Source organism: Peptoniphilus rhinitidis 1-13, assembly GCF_000246925.1.
In the GTDB taxonomy this organism is placed as follows: Bacteria; Bacillota; Clostridia; order Tissierellales; family Peptoniphilaceae; genus Peptoniphilus_A; species Peptoniphilus_A lacydonensis.
On record NZ_BAEW01000005.1, the window covers coordinates 21,179 to 40,601 of the forward strand.

A 19,423-nucleotide genomic window follows, 5' to 3' on the forward strand; every position below is an offset into this window, starting at 1 on the left:
TCCTTTACACTAATAACGCTTCCATTACAGCTTCATAAGAATCCACAACTTTATCTAGCTCAGAAATCTCTACATATTCATTTACGGTATGTGCTAAGTTTTCCTTAGAAGGTCCTATTCCAAGTGTCTTAATATTTCTTTCTCCAGCATAATGGCTCCCATTTGTGCAGAAATTATATTGAGTTACTTTTGGATTTTGCCCCTTATCTTTTAATTTTGCAACAACTCTTTTAACCCATTCTTCATCTTCGTCAAAAATCCAACCTGGAAAAAATCTTTCTCCCTCAATGATTTCTCCAGTAAAACACTTTTCATCTGCCTTTGTATAGTAAGCTCTAACTTTTAATTCACTGTCTTCTTTCATTAAACTTTCTAAAAGGTCATTTATTGGATCCAAAACAGATTCTTTAGTTTCGTTAACTAATAATCTTCTGTCATAAGTTGCAACACATTTTTCTGGTACAACTGATGCACCTGGATACGGACTTGATTTAATATCAACAAGTTCTAATATTCCATCGCCAAGTCTGTCGTGATGAATTGGTTTTAAAGTTTGCATCGCTTCAATCACCTTGCACATTTTATAAACTGCATTTATCCCTTTTTCAGGATTTGCTGAGTGAGATGGCTTTCCTAAAACTTCAATTTTAATTTCAGCTCTTCCTCTTTGTCCAATTTTAACATTACAATTTGAAGCTTCCCCAATTACTACATAGTCTGGTTTTGTAAAAGAACTCACTTCTCTTGCAGCAACACCTTCGAAGCATTCTTCATGAACAATTCCTGCAACAAAAATTTCACCAGCAAAGTCTCCAGCAGTTTTTTCTTTAAAATTAGTAGCTGCAACTGCCATTGATGCTAATGCCCCTTTCATATCGCTTGAACCTCTTCCGTAAAGTTTGCCATCATGAATTTCAGCTTTAAAAGGTGGATATAGCCATTCAGTTTCGTCAGTTACAGGAACTGTATCCATATGACCATCAAATACAATCTTTGGACCTGGCTTATTTCCCTTAATATGACCAATAGTATTTCCATATTTGTCCACGTGAACATCGTCAAAACTATTTTCTTTAAAAAATTTTTTAAGTTCTTCAGATACACCATTTTCATTACCTGAATAACTTTGTCTTCTAATTAGTTTTTGTGTTAATTCCACTGCAGTTATTTTACTCATTCTATACCTCCTGTACTTTCATATTTTCCATCCCAAACAATATCTAAATAATTTTGTGCATCTGTATCACCTTCTGTTGAAACAAATATTAAATTAGAATCTGAATTTATATCTAATTTTTTTCTCTCATCCTTATATTTATCATCAGTTAAAATTTTTATAATTGAACCAAAGGGAGCTGCTCCACTTTCTCCAGAAATAACTTTTTTGTCATCTTTATAAGGATTACCAAGAACTCTCATTCCATAAGCCGCAAATTCATCTGATACTTTTATAAAATTTTCACAATTATCTAAAAGTACTTTTAATCCAAAAGTATTTGGTTCTCCACAAGCAAGTCCTGCCATTATAGTTTCATGTTCTCCTCCTACTAGAACTCTTTCGTTAGCAATCGCTGATTCGTAAATGCACGCAACTGTATCAGGTTCTACTACAGTTATTATTGGCTTACCCTCATCTTTGTACATATTGGTGAAAAATCCAGTTGTCGCAGCCGCAAAGGATCCTACCCCTGCTTGTAAAAATAAATGAGTTGGTTTTATATTTTTCTCTTGCAAACTTTCATACATTTCCCATGCAAGAGTCATATATCCTTGCATAATCCACTTGGGAATATCTTCATATCCATCCCAAGCAGTATCTTGAACCATAATATATCCTTTTTTTTCTGCAAGTTTATTTGCTTTCCTAACGCATTCATCATAATTAGCATCTAAAACTTTTACAGTTGCTCCTTCCTTTTCTATATTCTCAACTCTTTCTTTAGCTGAACCTCTTGGCATGTATACTATTGCTTTCTGATTTAATTTATTAGCTGCCCATGCAACTCCACGCCCATGATTCCCATCAGTAGCCGTTATAAATGTGATTTCTCCTAATTTATTTTTCACTTCTTTTGATGTTAGTTTTTCAAAAGTTAAATCTTTAATATCCATATCTAATTTTTTTGCAATTACTTTTCCTATTGCAAAACTTCCCCCGAGAACCTTAAATGCATTTAATCCGAACCTATAAGATTCATCCTTAACTAAAATATTTTTTACATTAACTTTTTCTTCAAGATTCTTTAATTCTATAAAGGGAGTTTTTTCGTACATAGGAAAACTATTATGATAATCATAAATTTTTTTTGCCTCTTCCTCATTCAAAAAACTAATATCATATTTTTCTTTTCTCTCATTTTTCTTTTTCGTAAAAACTTCTAAATTCATAAACCCTCCTAATAACTATATTTTTTCTTTTTTTAATTTATAACTTTACTTCGATATAAATATAAAAAAATATTATTTTTTCTAAAATTGTTAAAAAATTTTTAGCTAAACTTTTTTGTGTTGTGTGATATATTACATATTACATTTAACGCCAACTTTTGTCAACACTAATTTATATTTTATGCTATACTTTATTTAATATAATAATGAGGTTTTTAAATTGAATTTAAATTTAGATAACAAAAAAATAAATAGAACTTTTATAAAAGATGAAGTATATGATACTCTTTCCAACTGGATTATCACAGGTATTTTAAAGCCAGAAACAAAAATAAATATAAACGATTTATCAGAAAGTTTAGGCACAAGTAGAACTCCTGTAAGGGAAGCTATTCTAAAGCTCGAAAATGAAGGCCTTGTCCTATCAAAAGCAAATAGATGGACTATTGTAGCTCCAATAAACTTAGACGTTTCTCTTTACACTTACTCTGTTGTTGCTAGTTTGGAAATGCTAGCTCTTGAACAAGCTTTTGACAAAATCGATAAAAACTTTATCAAGGATTTGGAAAATATAAATAAAAAATTAGATACTGCTTTTAAGAATTCAAATACCTTGGAACTCTTAGATTATGATAATGAATTTCATGATAAAATAATTTATCTATCTGAAAATCCTGAAATACCATTAATTATTCATCCACTGAAAAAGAAGATTCAAAGAGTTGAACTGCTGTTTTTTAAAGATAATGATGGTAAATCAAATACTTTTAAAGAACACCAATCTATAATTAAAGAATTAAAAAATAATGATTTAGAAAAAGCAAAATATTATTTAAAATCAAATTGGTACAATTCTATTAATTTAGTAAAAGAAAAAAATAAAAAATCATAGAATTTCATATTTAAGAACGCTAAAAAAGATTCGCCACAAAATGGTGAATCTTTTCTAACATTTTCTACACTTTTTCTAGAATTTATTATTTAAAAAGTGATACTATAAAATCTATAAATTTTTCTATAAAATTTTTTGTATCTTTTACTGCCTTTTCTCCCTCTTCGGAGTTTAGAAATTTTGAGGCTTTATTTTTATATTTTACTGCTGCATCTGCTATTTTATTCCAATCTACATCTGCATCTTTCATATTGTTAAATAGTGAAACAAGTTTATCTTCTTGCCCTTTGGTTAATTTTATATCGTAATTATCTGCTACTTCTTCTATTAATGATCTAACTTCTTTTTCATCCTTAGGCATATTTTTTGCCATTGCATCTTTTATTTGATAAATTATGTCATTAGAGTTCTCATCGCCAATTTCTTCTGAGAGTTCTGTTTGAACTACTAATTCTTCATTGGCAACTTTTTTTAAATCTTCAGGAAGCTTTTTTCCAGTATTTACTTCATAAGATTTCAAAATTCCTGTCAATGCTGCTGTTCCGCTAACTTTTCCTGGTGCAGTTACGTAAATATCTGCATCTTCTATTCCCACAGTTGTAAGTGCATTTCTAAAGGCATCTTCTTTTACGACTCGTATATTGTCTGATAATTTTATATTTATTCCACTACCTCTTTCTGTGTACTTAACTATTGCTGATGAAATTGCCTTATTGCCTATCTCCTTTGGAGAAAGTACATCACCTAAGTACTTATATTCTTCAGCATTTGTTACTTCAATTATTTTTGCATTCTCATCTGCTTTCATCTCTTGAAGCATTTCATCTTTTTGTGTTTCCTTTAAGTCGCTTCCAAGAATCACAATTTCATCCACATCTTTTGCAAAGGCAAAGGATGGTAAAATTAATAAAATTGCCAAGAATAAAATTGCAATTTTATTTTTATTCTTCATAATATCCCTCCGATTATTTATACAATATCATTTTATTATGAATTATATTTAAAATTTGTGTGAAATTTATTTCTATATATTTTTTTGAAACAATTATTTTACAACAAAAAGAGCCAGTTTCAACTAGCTCTATCTATATTTTGTTCTTATTCATCATAAAAACGCATCATATCTTCAAAGATAAACCACATATCTTTTACTTCATCTCTATCTTGTGATGAAAATGGAATTATATTTTCTTTGTGTTCTACACCCAATTTTTTTGCAATTGTATCTATGTGTTTATTTATTTGCGATCTTTTTATTTTATCTTTTTTGGTAGCTACAACTATTCCTGAAAATCCTGAATCTATTATATAGTCATACATTTGCTTATCTAAATTTGTGGGTTCATGTCTTATATCTACAAGTAAAATTGTTTCCAGAATATTCTCTCTAGTTTCAAGATACCTATTTATTATTCCAGCCCATTTTTCTTTTTCACTTTTTGCCACTTTTGCATAACCATAACCAGGCAAATCTACAAAGCGAAGAGAATTATTTATTTTGTAAAAATTAATTGTGCGAGTCTTTCCTGGCGTTGATGAAGTCCTTGCTAGATTTTTTCTGTTTAGCATTGCATTTATAAAAGAAGATTTACCAACATTAGACCTTCCTGCAAAGGCAAATTCTGGCAAATTTTCATGTGGATATTGCTTTTCAAGCACAGCAACTTTTTCAAGTTCTGCGTTATTTATCTTCATTAAAATCACCTATCGCAATTTTTGCAACTTCTTTAAAATTTGAAACTGTTTTTATTTCCAACTTTTTAACAGCTGATTCTTCAATTTCTTTTAAATCTCTCTTATTTTCTTCCGGAATAATAACTGTACTAACTCCAAATCTTTCTGCAGCCAAAAGTTTTTCTTTAAGTCCTCCAATTGGAAGAACTTTCCCACGAAGAGTTATCTCTCCTGTCATGGCAACATCATTTCTCACTGGTTTTTTTGTAAGTGCAGACAAAACTGAGGTTGCAATTGTTATACCTGCAGATGGCCCATCTTTTGGCACTGCACCTTCTGGCACATGAATGTGAATGTCTTTATTAGTTCTAAAATTTGGATCAACATCAAATTCTTCTGCATTTGACGCAATATAAGAAGTTGCTGCTATGGCAGATTCTTTCATGACATCGCCAAGAGAGCCTGTAAGCGTAAGTTTCCCATTTCCTGGCATAACTGTTGTTTCTATTACAAGTGTAGTTCCACCCACTTGCGTCCAAGCAAGTCCATTTACAGAACCAATTTCAGAAATTTTTTCTCTTTCACTAATTAAATAAATTTTCTCCCCTAAAAAATCTGAAATATTTCTAGTAGACACCGAAACTTTTCCTTCATTCTCTTCTACAATCTTTAGCGCAGACTTTCTCACAATTTTTGAAATTTGTTTTTCAAGACCTCTAACTCCTGATTCACGAGTGTAATAATCAATTATATCTTTTAAAGCTCTATCTGAAATATTTATATTTTCACTTTTTAATCCATTTTCAGAAATTTGTTTTGAAACTAAATATTTTTTTGCTATATTTAATTTCTCATTTGGAGTATACCCTCCAATTTCAATTACTTCCATTCTATCTAAAAGAGGTCTTGGAATAGTTTGTGTTGTGTTAGCCGTAGCAATAAAAAACACTTTAGATAAATCAAAAGGAAGCTCCAAATATCTATCTGTAAAAGTATTATTTTGCTCAGGATCCAAAACTTCTAAAAGTGCAGAAGCAGGATCTCCTTTAAAGTCATTTCCCACTTTATCTATTTCATCAAATAAAAATACTGGATCATTTGTGCCTGCTTTTTTCATTTCACTTATAATTCTTCCTGGTAGAGCACCAATATAAGTCCTTCTGTGTCCTCTAATCTCTGCTTCATCAGTTACACCACCAAGGCTCATGCGGACAAATTCTTTATCTAGAGCTTTTGCAATGGACTTAGCAATAGAAGTTTTCCCAACTCCAGGAGGACCTACTAGACACAAAATAGGCCCTTTTTGTTTGCCCTCTGATAAAGTTCTTACAGCTATAAATTCTAAAATTCTCTCTTTTACACTTTTTAGACCATAGTGTTCATCATTTAAAACTTTTCTAGCATCTTTTAACTCAACTTTTTCGCTGCTGCCTTCAAGCCAAGGAAGGTCAATTATCCAATCTAAATAGTTTATAAGCATAGAATAATCTGGAGATTGTGAATTCAAATTGTTTAATCTTTTAATTTCACTAAGAGCTTTTTCTTTTACTTCTTCCGGAAGTTTTTTATCTTCAATTTTTTTCTTATAAGTTTCTGTAAGCTCGCCTTCTTCCTCTCCATCGCCAAGTTCTTGATGAATTATTTTAAGTTGTTCTTTTAAATAATATTCCCTCTGAATTTCGTCCATATTGCTTTTAACTTTGTCATTTATCTTTTTCTCAATAGAAAGAATTTCAATTTCCTTTTTCATTATCTCGTGAAAGGCAACAAGTCTTTCGTAAATATCAGTTGTCTCAAGTAGTTTTTGGTACTCTTCAAGTTTAAAGTCAAGATAGCCAACAACAGTGTCGATAAACCTTGATGGGTTGTCTGTGTCTGCAATGTTAGATAAAAGTCCTGGGAAGAATTTTTCATCTAAGGAAGCGTAAGATTCCAAGTCATTTAAAGCAAGGCGAAGTGCTGCCTCGATTTGGTCGTCTTCTCTGTAGTCAATTTCCTCTTCTTCTAGGATTTCTATATCCGCTTCAATTATCTCCTCGCTAATATCAAGGCTTGAGATTCTTGCCCTCTCTTCACCTTCAACTAGGACCCTAACAACTCCACCTGGGAGTTTTAAAATTTGTTTTATAGTTGCCACAGTCCCAACATCAAAGAGGTCTTCTCTCTTTGGGTCTTCAACTTCCAGTTCTCTTTGCGCCACCAAAAATATTTTTGAATCCTGCATTTCTGACCTTTCAATTGCGTTTACAGAAATTTTTCTACCGCAATCAAAGTGCATGACCATGTGGGGAAAGCTTACTAAGTCGCGAAGAGGGATTAGTGGTAATTTTACTTTTTCCATTTTTCACCTTCTAAAAAAGCCGTGTCAACCACGGCTAAATTTATTTTTATTTTTTTATTAACTCAGCAGATGCTGTGCCTTCTACTGATTCCTTAGTTATTTTTACTGCCTTGATGTCATCTCTTGAAGGAATTTCGTACATGACATTCATAATGGTGTTTTCGATAACTCCTCTTAAGCCTCTAGCTCCTGCCTTCTTTTCTATTGCCTTCTTTGCAATATAATTTAGGGCTTGGTCGTCAAAAATTAATTCAACATCGTCAAACTTTAATAGCTCCTTGTATTGTTTTACAAGGGCATTCTTTGGCTTAGTCAAAATTTCTACTAGGGCATCTTCGTCTAATTCCTCAAGAGTTATAGTTACAGGAAGTCTGCCTATGAGTTCTGGTATAAGTCCAAACTTTAATAAGTCTTCAGTTTCAACTTTTTTAAGAATATTTTCTCTATTTGCTCTTTTATCGACAATCTCTGACCCAAAACCCATAGAAGATTTTGCAGTTCTATTTTCGATAATCTTTTCAATTCCATCAAAAGCTCCACCAACAATAAATAAAATATTTGTAGTGTCGACTTGGATAAACTCTTGAGAAGGATGTTTTCTTCCGCCTTGTGGAGGAACATTTGCAACAGTCCCCTCAATTATTTTCAGCAAAGCCTGTTGAACTCCTTCACCGCTTACATCTCTTGTAATAGATACATTTTCAGACTTCCTAGCAATCTTATCTATTTCATCAATATAGATGATTCCCTTTTCTGCTCTTTCAATGTCATAATCTGCATTTTGAATTAACTTCAAGATAATATTCTCAACATCTTCACCAACATATCCAGCTTCAGTTAGGGTAGTTGCATCAGCAATGGCAAAGGGAACATTTAAAAGTCTTGCTAAAGTCTGTGCAAGAAGAGTTTTTCCTGATCCTGTTGGTCCAATCATTAAAATATTTGACTTTTGAAGTTCAATATCTTTATCTGCTTTTTTTGAAGAACTAATTCTCTTATAATGATTGTATACAGCTACTGCAAGAGCTCTTTTCGCATCTTCTTGTTTTACAACATACTGATCTAAAATTTCTTTTATCTCATTAGGTTTCTTCAAGTTGAACTCTCTATTAATATTTACAGGAACTTCCTCTTCTAAAATTGAGTGGCATCTCTCTATGCACTCATCACATATATTTACATTAGGCCCGGCGATTAATCTATTCACTTGATTTTGTGTTTTCCCACAGAATGAACATCTCAAAATTTCATCTGTATTTGCCATATTTCACCTCAAGACCTTTTTTCAATAACTTTATCTATTAAACCATACTTTTTGGCTTCTTCTGAACTAAGCCAGTAATCTCTATCCGTATCTCTTTCAATTTTTTCAAGAGGTTGACCAGTTCTATCAGATAAAATTTCATTTAATTTGTGTCTAATTTTTAAAATCTTTTCTGCATTAATTTGTATATCACTTGCTTGACCTTGTGCTCCACCAGAAGGTTGATGAATCATAATGTCAGAATTAGGAAGTGCAAATCTCTTTCCTTTTGCACCTGACGCAAGTAAAAAAGCACCCATTGATGCAGCCATTCCTATACAAATTGTAGATACATCTGGCTTTATATAATTCATAGTATCATAAATTGCAAAACCTGCACTGACAGATCCGCCAGGTGAATTAATATAAAGTTGTATATCTTTATTCGGATCTTCAGATTCTAAAAACAAAAGTTGTGCAACTATTAAATCTGCCATAGCATCATTTACTTCGCCACTGGCAAAAATAATTCTGTCCTTTAAAAGCCTTGAATAAATGTCATAGGATCTTTCTCCCCTATTCGTTTGTTCTACTACCATTGGCACTAATGCCATTTAATCACATCCTCTGATTATTTATCTTCTTTATCTTTTTTTACTTCTTCTTTAATTTCTTCTTCAGTAGTTTCTTCTGGTTCTACAAATTTTACTTTTTCTACTAATTTATCAATTGCTTTTCTCTTCTTAAGGTCCTCTCTTACAACTTCCTTATTTTGATTTAGCATATATTCTCTCATTTTTTCCATGTGATCCTTGTCGTCTTTGAAGTACTCTTCTACAACTTTATTTACTTCTTCTTCGACTTCTTCATCACTTACTTCAACATTTTCGGACTTAACAAGAGCTTCTAGTGCAAGGTCATTTTTAACAGTCTTTTCAGCTTCTGGTTTCATAGTTTCCTTAAACTCATCAAGACTTTGACCTACCATTTTAATATAGTCTTCAAAACTTATTCCTTGTGCTCTAAGAGTTTGATCATAATTTCTAATCATATCATCAATTTGAGCGTTAATCATTCCTTCAGGAATATCTGTATCTACCATTTCACCGATTTTATCTATTGCTCTTCTTTCTTTTTCCATTTTAGAATTAACTTTGAATTCTTCTTCTTTTTTCTTTCTAAGATCTTCTTTAAATTCATCAAGAGTATCAAATTCAGAAATGTCTTTCACAAACTCATCGTCAAGTTCAGGAAGTTCTTCATAGGAAATACTATTTATTTTAATTTCAAATTTAGCATCCTTCTCGGCAAGATCTTTTTGATGATAATCTTCTGGGAACTTTACATTTATATCAAATTCTTCTCCAATTTCATGACCGATTAATTGTTCTTCAAAGCCCGGAATAAATGTATTTGAACCAACTTTAAGATCTTGACTTTCAGCAGTGCCACCATCAAAATATTCCCCATCTAAAGAACCTTTAAAATCAATATTTACAGTGTCGCCTTCTTCTACAGCCCTGTCATCAACATTTATAATTCTTGCATTCATTGCTCTTTCATTTTCAACTTCAGAATCAATAAGTTCATCAGTTACTTCCATAGTTGGATCTTCAATTTCTATTCCTTCATAATCCTTAATTTCTACTTCAGGCTTAACATCAACAGAAACATTTACAATTAAATCATCTTTATCAATTGATTCTTCGTCAATATCAATATTTGGTTGATCAACAACTTTAAGATCAAGTTCACTTATAGCTTTTTCATATTCTGCTGGCAAAAGTTCATTGATTGCATCTTCAAAGAATACATCTTTTCCATACATATTTTCAATCATTTGTCTAGGAACATGACCCTTTCTGAAACCAGGAAGTTGAAAATGCTTTTTATTTTTCTTGTATACTTCAGTTTCAGCTTTATTTATATCTTCTCTTTTTAAAACAATATCAAAAAAAACAGTATTGTTTTCTTTCTTTTTTATTTCCATTTTAATTGCCTCCTCGCACATGACTTTTTTTCATTCATATATTATAACATAAGTTATTTTAAAAATATATTAAATCCCTCTGTCCCTTAGTATCTTAGAGAGTATTTCTATTTCTTCATCATTAAGTGTTACACCTTTTGACATTTTTTCATGATTTGGATCCCATTCTCTAAGGTCATATTTAGGTGGTCTATCATTAAAACTAACTTTATTTAGTTCCTTAGTCCATCCCTTAGTACTTTCAGAAAGAACTCCTAAATGTTCTGTTATTTCAAATTTAAAATCGCTCATATTACCTAACCTTTTCTACTTCATTTAAAACAGTTCTAATTGCATCTTCAAAAGAAATCTCAAAATTTTTCAATTCTCTTCTAGTTGAATATTCAACAATATTATAAGAAGATTTTTTACCACAAGTAATTCTAAGTGGAATTCCAATTAAATCTCTGTCCTTAAATTTAACTCCTGCTCTTTCTTTTCTATCATCAAGCAAAACTTCTACACCTTGAGATTTTAAATCTTCATAAATTCTTTCGCCAAGAGCAACTTGATCATCATCCTTTGTATTTACAATAGTAACAATTGCTTCATAAGGTGCAACAGCCATAGGCCAAATAATTCCATTGTCATCGTGATTCTGTTCAATTACAGCAGTCACAGATCTTGTAATTCCAACACCATAAGAACCCATATAGAAATAATTGCTTTTACCATTTTCATCTAGATAAGTAGCATTTAAAGCCTCTGAATATTTTGTACCCAATTTAAAAATATTCCCAACTTCAATACCTCTTGCAAATTTATAGTCTTCATCAGTACCAGGCACCTTATCGCCTTCTGTCACAAGTAAAAGGTCATCAACAACTTCTCCATCAAAATCTCTGCCATAATTTGCATTAACATAGTGGTACTCATCTTCATTAGCTCCAATTACAAGATTATTTATTTCTGTTATTCTTTTATCAAAAATCTTTCTAACATCTAAATCAATTGGACCAGTGTAACCTTTTTTAGTTTTTATAGATTCAATTTCACTATCTTCCATCATTCTAATATCGTGTTCAGCTACGCCAGTGTAAGAAACAAGTTTAGCAAGATTAAGTTCCCTGTCCCCTGGAATAAAAACAATAACAGGCTCATCTTCAATCATAAGGTCAATTGCCTTAGCACATCTTTTAGAATCAACATCTAAAAACTTAGAAACCTCTTCAATTGTACTAGCATTAGGAGTGTGAACTTTTTCCAAATCTTTTACATCTTCACTTTGAGGAAGAATATACTCAACAGGAGCTTTTTCTTCTGTCGCACCAAACTTACCAGAATTAGAATAAACAATAACACCTTCACCAGTTTCAGAAAGAGCAATGAATTCATGAGAGCCAGTTCCTCCCATTGCACCATTGTCGCCCTCAACAATTTTATAATCAAGCTCTAACCTATCAAAGATTTTTTCATAAGCATTGTACATATTATTGTAAGAAATTTCTAAAGTTTCAGGAGAAACATCAAAAGTATAGGCATCCTTCATAGAAAATTCTCTGGCTCTATTGATGCCAAATCTAGGCCTCTTTTCATCTCTATATTTAGTTTGAATTTGATATAAATTTAAAGGAAGATCCTTATAAGACTTGACTTCATCCCTAACAAGAGTAGTAAAATATTCTTCCGCAGTAGGTCCAAGACAAAACTCTCTATCATTTCTATCCTTTAATTTAAACATCTCTGGTCCAAACTTTTCCCATCTTCCAGACTCTTTCCAAATTTCAGAAGGTTGGATAGCAGACATTAAAATTTCCATAGCCCCTGCATTATCCATCTCTTCACGCACAATATTTTCAATTTTTCTAATAGATCTATAACCAAGTGGCAAATATGTATAAATACCACTAGCAGATTTTCTAATCATACCAGCTCTTAAAAGAAACTTGTGAGATGCAATCTCTGCATCTTGAGGATCTTCCCTTAAAGTTGGCATATAAAGTTTTGATAATCTCATATTACCTCCATAATAAAAGTATTATAATAAATAAAATAAATTTCTACAAGTTTTTACAAAAAATCTCATAGCACGCTATTTTTATTATACTACAAAGCTATTAAGACTACACATTTGTTAAAGTATAATTAACTTTTTAATAAATTCAAATAAAAAATGCTTTTACAGTTGAGCAAATCAAAAATTAACTCTACCTAAAAGCATCATTTGTATTTTAAACTTTTATTTCAATTCACGCACCCATAAAGGGTGCGACGGCTATGCTTTACGAAAGAAAACCACTTAGCCTATCATTTCAATCCACGCACCCATAAAGGGTGCGACTTAAAATTTATATTAGAAGAAATATTGTAAATAATATTTCAATCCACGCACCCATAAAGGGTGCGACACATAGGTGGCAAAACTTACAAAATAAAACTTATATTTCAATCCACGGATCCATAAAGGGTGCGACTGTGGTCCAGGTATCTAAGCAGGGCAATAGACAAATTTCAATCCACGCACCCATAAAGGGTGCGACCCATTTTTTGAGGCATGTTTTGTGATTTAAAAATCATTTCAATCCACGCACCCATAAAGGGTGCGACCTCCATCAATCAGCAAGTTCATTTTTACGATTTACCATTTCAATCCACGCACCCATAAAGGGTGCGACTAGAAGTCCAAAACGAAATGGACTGCTACATCTATAATTTCAATCCACGCACCCATAAAGGGTGCGACTCACCATCAAGAGAATAGTTTATTTTAACAGTAATATTTCAATCCACGCACCCATAAAGGGTGCGACCAGAAGGAATAACAAGCAAATGGAATGAAGTTAAAGATTTCAATCCACGCACCCATAAAGGGTGCGACTTATCCTGTTAGTTATTCAAATTGTCTTATTAGTATTTCAATCCACGCACCCATAAAGGGTGCGACATCAGATAAGGACATTCCTTGCATATAGTCATTGAATTTCAATCCACGCACCCATAAAGGGTGCGACTCTGTCATCTTAACAGTCACACGACCACTATCTTTATTTCAATCCACGCACCCATAAAGGGTGCGACGGGTAAAACCTCTATTTCGGGACTTGGGTCAAATATTTCAATCCACGCACCCATAAAGGGTGCGACCTAACACTTTATGTGGTCATACAGCTTATATCAGCATTTCAATCCACGCACCCATAAAGGGTGCGACCTGGAATGTTACTACTGGTGTCTTTAAGGTTAAGATTTCAATCCACGCACCCATAAAGGGTGCGACCTGGGATGGAAATTTTGAGTATGTATTAAATAAATTATTTCAATCCACGCACCCATAAAGGGTGCGACTCATCAAAAGCATTATGTAAAAGCGAGTAATTATATTTCAATCCACGCACCCATAAAGGGTGCGACCCTGCAACTTCTTTCGCTTTATTCAGAGGGGCCAAATTTCAATCCACGCACCCATAAAGGGTGCGACGTGTACCTTGCATGGAACATGTCCTGATGGTGCTGATTTCAATCCACGCACCCATAAAGGGTGCGACCTGATGGCATCATTGAAGACCTAATACCAATAACATTTCAATCCACGCACCCATAAAGGGTGCGACAAAATTCTTTTTGCTCTGGACTTAATCGTCCCTTAATTTCAATCCACGCACCCATAAAGGGTGCGACCTAAGTCAGCAAAAATCAAAAAGGCATCAAAGTTAATTTCAATCCACGCACCCATAAAGGGTGCGACGAAGTACATTCTGCATTGGTTAGAACCTTATAAAAATTTCAATCCACGCACCCATAAAGGGTGCGACGATCGCACCAAAACCTAAGGCGGAGACTAAAGTCGTATTTCAATCCACGCACCCATAAAGGGTGCGACAAGTTCGTTGGGAAGAATTTGGTGAGGAATAGTTATTTCAATCCACGCACCCATAAAGGGTGCGACTTTGCATACTTGCAAAGTTAAGATTTGAGGATTCATTTCAATCCACGCACCCATAAAGGGTGCGACTGCATTTTTTAGACATTTTCATCAATTAAAAAAAATACAGCTAATCATTTTTTTAGAGTTTTGTCTCTTTTTTACTATTCTTTGTGAGTTAGTTTATATGTTTTTATGTTTAACTCTAATTCTCATATCCATTATAACATAAGTAAATCTTTTTCTGGATTATAGGAATCATCTTTTCCTAATGTTTCTACTCTTCTCTCCCAATTTTTCCCTAAATTATAAATTCTTATTGAATCTTTTTGCGGATCAATTATTTTTATAAGTTTGTTTTTTATTTCTAATAAATCTGCTTGATAAATATTTAATTCAAATACTGAATTTTGTACTCTTTGCCCATAATCAACACATACTTTTGATACTTGCCTAAGTCTTTTTTTTCCTTCAGATGTTATTGTTTCTACGTCATATGTTATTAATACTTGCATTTTATCCTCCTATCATAAATGGTGGATAAGATTCTATATCTCCTCTTATGTATGAATTTAAAAGTTGCGCCTGTATATGAGGAAGTAATCCTATTTTTATATTTTCTTCTATAAATGTGTGATATATCTCATCTTGTTCTTTTTTGTTCCAATTTTCTAATACTATTTGTCTTCCTTTCTCGTTTAATAATGTTGCCCCATTTTCTTTTACTTCAAAATGATTTTTATTTATTCTGCCCAAGTTTATCATTGAAAGAGAAAACTTATCAACTAAAAGGGCTCTCATTTCTTCTATTATGTCTAGTGCCATGCTAACTCTTCCCGGTCTATCTGTGTGAAAAAAACCTGCATAAGAATCTATTCCAACACCTTCAAGTGCTGCTGCTATATTATTTGTAAATAATGAGTATAAAAAAGAAATCAATGCATTGAATCTATCCATTGGTGGTCTTTTTGATCTCTCTATAAAGTAAAAGTCTTCTCTTTGTTTTATAATTAGTTCATCTAATACAGAAAAATAAAATCTCGCTATAGTCCCTTCAATTCCTCTCACACTGTCTTTATTACTACAGTTTCTAATTTCTAACATTAATATCTTTATTGCGTCTATTGCTTCTTCTAATCTTAATACATCCACTTTATCTTTGTGGTCTAATTTTCCTCTTATTAAAATTTTTCTAGAATTGTAGGCTTTGGCATAAATTATATTTTTTACAAAATCTAAGGACTCTTCTGATTCCTGCATTTTATATTGTTTTTTCCTTGTGTAAATATTTCCATAAGATGCACCTATTACTCTGCCACAATATTTCCCATAGGGTGTAAAAAATGTTATTGCAACATTTTCTTCCATGCACATCTTCATAAGAGCTGGGCTTACTCCCATATAGTTAAAGCAAACTATTTGTTTTAAAATGTGGATAGGATATCTTGCTACTCTTTTTGAATCCAATGTTACTGATATATTCCTTCCTTCTTTTTTAAGATAGTAATCTGGATTTGTCACATAAAGTGTGTTTAATAATTTTTTCATAACTCTGCTCCATAAATATAATTACTAACACTTTTTATCTTTTTTGTGAGTCTAGGTCTACATTCTTCACAAAGTGAACAAAGTTTGCAATTTTTAAAATATTCTGCTCTTGGTATGTATTTGTTTTTGTAATATTCATGCATTTTTTCTGAAGAATTTATTGTTAAACTTCTAAGTTCTTCTGTGAATTCTACTTTTTCTCTTGTATCAGTTTCGTTGTAGTAAACATATCCATATTCAAGTTTTATGTTAAAGTCCTCTTCTATACAAATTGCTTGTGCCATTAGTTGAGCGTTGTCATAATCATATTTTTTCTTTTTTCCTCGTTTGTATTCGACAATTATTGGTTTCCATTTTCCGCTTCTATTTTTTAGTTTGATTCCTTCTTCTGACCTATGAAATTCTATTACATCAAGCCTGCCCGAGAGCCCCAAAGTTTTGGAACTCACTGACATTGCTCTTGATATTATTATATTTTTTCTCTTCTCTTTTATAAAAGGTTCGTCTGCTTTTTCGTGAACTATTTGACCTTGTGCTGTGAAAAAATTTTCTGTCCATATATTTTCTATATGAATAAGTGCCCACTGTCTTTTGCAAAACAAAAAGTGTTGTAAACCACTTAGCATTAAATAGTCGTCTTCAGCATACATTTTAAATCCCTTTAATATATTCTAATCTTATTCCATTTTCTTCGTATTCTTTTAATTTTTCTTCATCTAATCTTATATTGTAATTTTCGTATTTTGGTTTTAAAGTTTCTGCGTCAGGCAAATCATATCTTAAAAGTTCTTTTATTTTTCCACTTGATACATCGCCAACTTTAGAAGAATGATTGAACCAGAATATGTCTTTAACTTCCATTGAGCCATCTGGTCTAGCTGAAGATATATCATTTATAAATAAAGTTTTAATACACTCTTTTAAAGTTTCTATATCATCTTCATTAAAACCAGTTTTTTCTGCAAAGTATGAATTAACACTTCCATTTACTACATAAATTCCATAATCTACAAAGTGTTTTGTACCCATGGTATCTGCACTTCTTGTCTTGCCAGCACTAGGCTCCATTCCACTTATGCTTTTTGTTATTTGCATTGTAGTTACTTCTATTGGCTCAATTGATTTTGCAATAGAAATGCTTACTGGTCCTCTTATTCCAAGAGCCCTCTTTTGATAAGTAAATACTTGCCCAAAAGATCTTATGTCAATCCACATTTCGTTGGCTCTTTTTTCGACTTCTTCATCACTTACATCCTTTTTAAAAATATTTTCAAATCTTTTTTCAAGAGATCTAAATCCATCATCACTTCTGTCCAAAGATTTTACAAATATTTCATTGCCCATATCTTGCATTCTATTTCTAATTTTTCTTTTTAAGCAAACGTCACTAATTTCTCCAAATCCACGATTGTCAATTCTAGGCATATTACCAGTAAGTGGGTCCCCATTTGGATTAGCTCCAGAAACTTCAATCGTGAATATAAAATCTATTTTATTGTTAATCATGTTTTTCCTCACTTTCTAAATCTTTTTTATCTTCTCTTTTTGTAAATAAATCTTTCATTTGAGCTTCGTATCCAAATATAAAACCTGGCCCTAGTGGTCTATTGTTTTCTTTTAACTTATAATCATAATTCTCACTCAATAGATTTGAAACTTCTCGTATATCTCTTTTTATTTTAAAATATATTCCTCTTTTAGATTCATTGACAATCAATTTATCTTCATAAGGTCTTAGTAAATTTCTAAGTCTTAAATTCATTGTTACAGGTTTATTGACATAACTCGTCCATAGTTTTTCTGCATTAGTTACTCTTTCGTTATCAGTATCATAAGTAATTTTTTCTAATCTTTCATAGAGTGCTAAAAGTCTTCCAAATAAGTAGGATCTATCTGTATCTTTTCTATCTAACATATCGCTTGTTATTCCCTCCTTTTCTTTTAAAACTGCTAAAGCACATAGCTTTACTTGTGCCCAAGATTTATCATAATTAAGTCTATTTCTTATGTTCATTTCCAATGCATATGAAATATTTTTTGGCATATCTCTACCTTCTATTATTGATGCCAAAATATTTTTATATTGATCTGTGACAAACTTCTTTTTAGATACCTCTAACCCCTTTTCTCTCTCAACTCCATAAGCTGCTAGTATTAGCATAAGTGGACTTGGTGTGTAATTTTTTATTTCACTATCTTTAGTGTGCTTAATCCAATTATATTTATTTTGCCAACTCACTAAATTTTCTTTTAACCTTGAACTATCCATCTCTCTAAAATATTTTACAGCAACCCTTCCATTGCTAACTTTGTCAACTATCGCCATATAATATTTTGATTCATTTGAAAATAAAATCTTTCCACTTGTAAATGACTTAACTATGTTTTCTGAATTTTCATCAGATATTTTCTCTTTTTTAAGAATTCCAGAGCTTTTTATGCCATCTTTTTTCCCTAGTAGGGATAATACTCCTCCAACATTTTCAATTTCAACACTCTTACCTGGATCTAGTCCAGATTTGTTTTGTATATCATCAGAAAACCAAGAAAGGGCATAAGTGAATTCTCCAAGCCATCTAGATGTTTTTTCTCCATCTAAAAGAGATTTTGCCATTTGAATAATTTTTTGACTAGATTCTTTTCCAATTTTTATAGTATTGTCTGGCTTTTCAAATCTACCTAAATAGTTTTCATTGTTAGCAGTTATTTGAGAAATTAATCTTGCAGAACCTATTAAAGGTTTATGCTTTAAACACAAAAAATCTTCTTTTCCGCTAATATTACAAATTATTTTTTCAGAGTCTTTGTCCCTTTCAAAGGTCTTTCTAGTATATTCTATAAACTTTTGTTGTAAATTTTTATTTTCAGAAAGGCTCAAGTCTTTTTTCTCATCATAATTTTGGATTTTAAAAGTTAAAAAAACTTTAGAAAAATCTATGTTCATCTTCTTTGATTTTTTATCAGAATTATCAATAAATTCAACATTTTTATCCTTTAAAATTTTATATTCTTTAAAAAGTTTCCCTAATATTTCTTCAAAAACCTTTTCTTTAATGATAAAGTCATGAATTATCTTTACAAAATCATCTTCACAAGAATTTAACCAAAACTCCTGTTGCTCTATATATGCATTAGATTTTTTGGTGTCCTCTTGAATTACATAATCAAAATTATCAAATAAAGGATGTGGCGCAACCCCACTAGAACGAGCAACAGAATCTTCTGTAACTGGAAAAATTACAATTTCATTTTCATTTAAAAAATGAGCATCAACTAATTCACTTTTTTTATTTACAAGAATCTCTACAATATTTTTCCCATTAGACTTCATAGAATTGTGATAAATAGGTAAAATTAAACTTGATTTATTATCTAAATCTCCCACTAAATTATTTTCAAGTCCATAGTTATAACTATCGTATAAAGCTGTCAAAAAACTCAATATA

At 31.7% G+C, this 19,423-nt stretch carries 16 protein-coding genes and 1 CRISPR repeat array; of the genes, 1 reads left to right on the forward strand and 15 read right to left on the reverse strand.

Translation table 11 applies throughout. The annotated features are described in order from the left end of the window. Positions 1-4: 4 nt before the first annotated feature. Together RH95_RS04610 and dpaL are read right to left on the reverse strand one after the other, a co-directional pair. Positions 5-1,177 carry a YgeY family selenium metabolism-linked hydrolase gene (locus RH95_RS04610; protein WP_010245114.1) on the reverse strand — a complete coding sequence of 391 codons (1,173 nt, stop codon included), beginning with the start codon at positions 1,175-1,177 and terminating at the stop codon, positions 5-7. Then, the gene (gene dpaL / locus RH95_RS04615; RefSeq protein WP_010245118.1) at positions 1,174-2,388 is read right to left on the reverse strand and encodes a diaminopropionate ammonia-lyase; all 1,215 of its coding nucleotides are present in this window, start codon (positions 2,386-2,388) and stop codon (positions 1,174-1,176) included. Before dpaL ends, RH95_RS04610 begins: the two co-directional genes overlap by 4 nt. 220 nt (positions 2,389-2,608) lie before the next feature. Here dpaL and RH95_RS04620 point away from each other — a divergent pair, with 220 nt between their 5' ends. Continuing rightward, on the forward strand, positions 2,609-3,280 hold the full coding sequence (locus RH95_RS04620; RefSeq protein ID WP_010245121.1) for a GntR family transcriptional regulator: 672 nt from the start codon (positions 2,609-2,611) through the stop codon (positions 3,278-3,280). 85 nt (positions 3,281-3,365) lie between these two features. Here the strand turns inward: RH95_RS04620 and RH95_RS04625 are convergent, their stop codons facing one another. The 13 genes from RH95_RS04625 to cas8c all read right to left on the reverse strand — a co-directional run bounded on the left by RH95_RS04625 (position 3,366) and on the right by cas8c (position 19,419). Beyond that, the gene (locus RH95_RS04625) at positions 3,366-4,232 is read right to left on the reverse strand and encodes a DUF1002 domain-containing protein (RefSeq protein WP_010245124.1); all 867 of its coding nucleotides are present in this window, start codon (positions 4,230-4,232) and stop codon (positions 3,366-3,368) included. A gap of 146 nt (positions 4,233-4,378) precedes the next feature. Further along, positions 4,379-4,975: a ribosome biogenesis GTP-binding protein YihA/YsxC gene (gene yihA / locus RH95_RS04630; protein ID WP_010245126.1), complete on the reverse strand. Its 597-nt coding sequence runs from the start codon at positions 4,973-4,975 to the stop codon at positions 4,379-4,381. After that, positions 4,962-7,295 (reverse strand): endopeptidase La, encoded by a 2,334-nt coding sequence (gene lon, locus RH95_RS04635; RefSeq protein ID WP_010245129.1) that lies wholly within the window; start codon positions 7,293-7,295, stop codon positions 4,962-4,964. Before lon ends, yihA begins: the two co-directional genes overlap by 14 nt. 46 nt (positions 7,296-7,341) lie before the next feature. Beyond that, on the reverse strand, positions 7,342-8,559 hold the full coding sequence (gene clpX / locus RH95_RS04640) for an ATP-dependent Clp protease ATP-binding subunit ClpX (protein ID WP_010245132.1): 1,218 nt from the start codon (positions 8,557-8,559) through the stop codon (positions 7,342-7,344). 8 nt (positions 8,560-8,567) lie between these two features. Next, positions 8,568-9,152: an ATP-dependent Clp endopeptidase proteolytic subunit ClpP gene (clpP, locus tag RH95_RS04645; protein WP_010245135.1), complete on the reverse strand. Its 585-nt coding sequence runs from the start codon at positions 9,150-9,152 to the stop codon at positions 8,568-8,570. Between the two features lie 17 nt (positions 9,153-9,169). Beyond that, complete coding sequence (gene tig, locus RH95_RS04650) at positions 9,170-10,528, reverse strand: trigger factor (protein ID WP_010245138.1); 1,359 nt, start codon at positions 10,526-10,528, stop codon at positions 9,170-9,172. 69 nt (positions 10,529-10,597) lie between these two features. After that, positions 10,598-10,819, reverse strand: a complete 222-nt coding sequence (locus RH95_RS04655) for a YdbC family protein (protein ID WP_010245141.1) — start codon at positions 10,817-10,819, stop codon at positions 10,598-10,600. 1 nt (position 10,820) lies between these two features. Then, complete coding sequence (locus tag RH95_RS04660; RefSeq protein ID WP_010245145.1) at positions 10,821-12,524, reverse strand: proline--tRNA ligase; 1,704 nt, start codon at positions 12,522-12,524, stop codon at positions 10,821-10,823. Between the two features lie 224 nt (positions 12,525-12,748). After that, a CRISPR array of direct repeats spans positions 12,749-14,519; the repeat unit is 32 nt; unit sequence ATTTCAATCCACGCACCCATAAAGGGTGCGAC. Between the two features lie 131 nt (positions 14,520-14,650). After that, positions 14,651-14,944 (reverse strand): CRISPR-associated endonuclease Cas2, encoded by a 294-nt coding sequence (gene cas2 / locus RH95_RS04665; protein ID WP_010245148.1) that lies wholly within the window; start codon positions 14,942-14,944, stop codon positions 14,651-14,653. Between the two features lies 1 nt (position 14,945). Further along, positions 14,946-15,977, reverse strand: a complete 1,032-nt coding sequence (gene cas1c / locus RH95_RS04670; RefSeq protein ID WP_010245152.1) for a type I-C CRISPR-associated endonuclease Cas1c — start codon at positions 15,975-15,977, stop codon at positions 14,946-14,948. Next, a complete protein-coding gene (cas4, locus tag RH95_RS04675; RefSeq protein WP_010245155.1) occupies positions 15,974-16,627 on the reverse strand; it encodes a CRISPR-associated protein Cas4 in 654 nt (217 codons plus the stop codon). The genes cas1c and cas4 overlap by 4 nt, the downstream gene beginning before the upstream one ends. A gap of 1 nt (position 16,628) precedes the next feature. Continuing rightward, complete coding sequence (gene cas7c, locus RH95_RS04680; protein ID WP_010245158.1) at positions 16,629-17,483, reverse strand: type I-C CRISPR-associated protein Cas7/Csd2; 855 nt, start codon at positions 17,481-17,483, stop codon at positions 16,629-16,631. Next, positions 17,476-19,419, reverse strand: coding sequence for a type I-C CRISPR-associated protein Cas8c/Csd1 (gene cas8c, locus RH95_RS04685; protein WP_010245161.1), 1,944 nt, complete (start codon positions 19,417-19,419; stop codon positions 17,476-17,478). The genes cas7c and cas8c overlap by 8 nt, the downstream gene beginning before the upstream one ends. Positions 19,420-19,423: the final 4 nt, after the last annotated feature.

Bases quoted from the DNA above. Each gene is read 5' to 3' on its own strand.
- RH95_RS04610 (WP_010245114.1), bottom strand. From the start codon at position 1,177: ATGAGTAAAATAACTGCAGTGGAATTAACACAAAAACTAATTAGAAGA.
- dpaL (WP_010245118.1), bottom strand. From the start codon at position 2,388: ATGAATTTAGAAGTTTTTACGAAAAAGAAAAATGAGAGAAAAGAAAAA.
- RH95_RS04625 (WP_010245124.1), bottom strand. From the start codon at position 4,232: ATGAAGAATAAAAATAAAATTGCAATTTTATTCTTGGCAATTTTATTA.
- yihA (WP_010245126.1), bottom strand. From the start codon at position 4,975: ATGAAGATAAATAACGCAGAACTTGAAAAAGTTGCTGTGCTTGAAAAG.
- lon (WP_010245129.1), bottom strand. From the start codon at position 7,295: ATGGAAAAAGTAAAATTACCACTAATCCCTCTTCGCGACTTAGTAAGC.
- clpX (WP_010245132.1), bottom strand. From the start codon at position 8,559: ATGGCAAATACAGATGAAATTTTGAGATGTTCATTCTGTGGGAAAACA.
- clpP (WP_010245135.1), bottom strand. From the start codon at position 9,152: ATGGCATTAGTGCCAATGGTAGTAGAACAAACGAATAGGGGAGAAAGA.
- tig (WP_010245138.1), bottom strand. From the start codon at position 10,528: ATGGAAATAAAAAAGAAAGAAAACAATACTGTTTTTTTTGATATTGTT.
- RH95_RS04655 (WP_010245141.1), bottom strand. From the start codon at position 10,819: ATGAGCGATTTTAAATTTGAAATAACAGAACATTTAGGAGTTCTTTCT.
- RH95_RS04660 (WP_010245145.1), bottom strand. From the start codon at position 12,524: ATGAGATTATCAAAACTTTATATGCCAACTTTAAGGGAAGATCCTCAA.
- cas2 (WP_010245148.1), bottom strand. From the start codon at position 14,944: ATGCAAGTATTAATAACATATGACGTAGAAACAATAACATCTGAAGGA.
- cas1c (WP_010245152.1), bottom strand. From the start codon at position 15,977: ATGAAAAAATTATTAAACACACTTTATGTGACAAATCCAGATTACTAT.
- cas4 (WP_010245155.1), bottom strand. From the start codon at position 16,627: ATGTATGCTGAAGACGACTATTTAATGCTAAGTGGTTTACAACACTTT.
- cas7c (WP_010245158.1), bottom strand. From the start codon at position 17,483: ATGATTAACAATAAAATAGATTTTATATTCACGATTGAAGTTTCTGGA.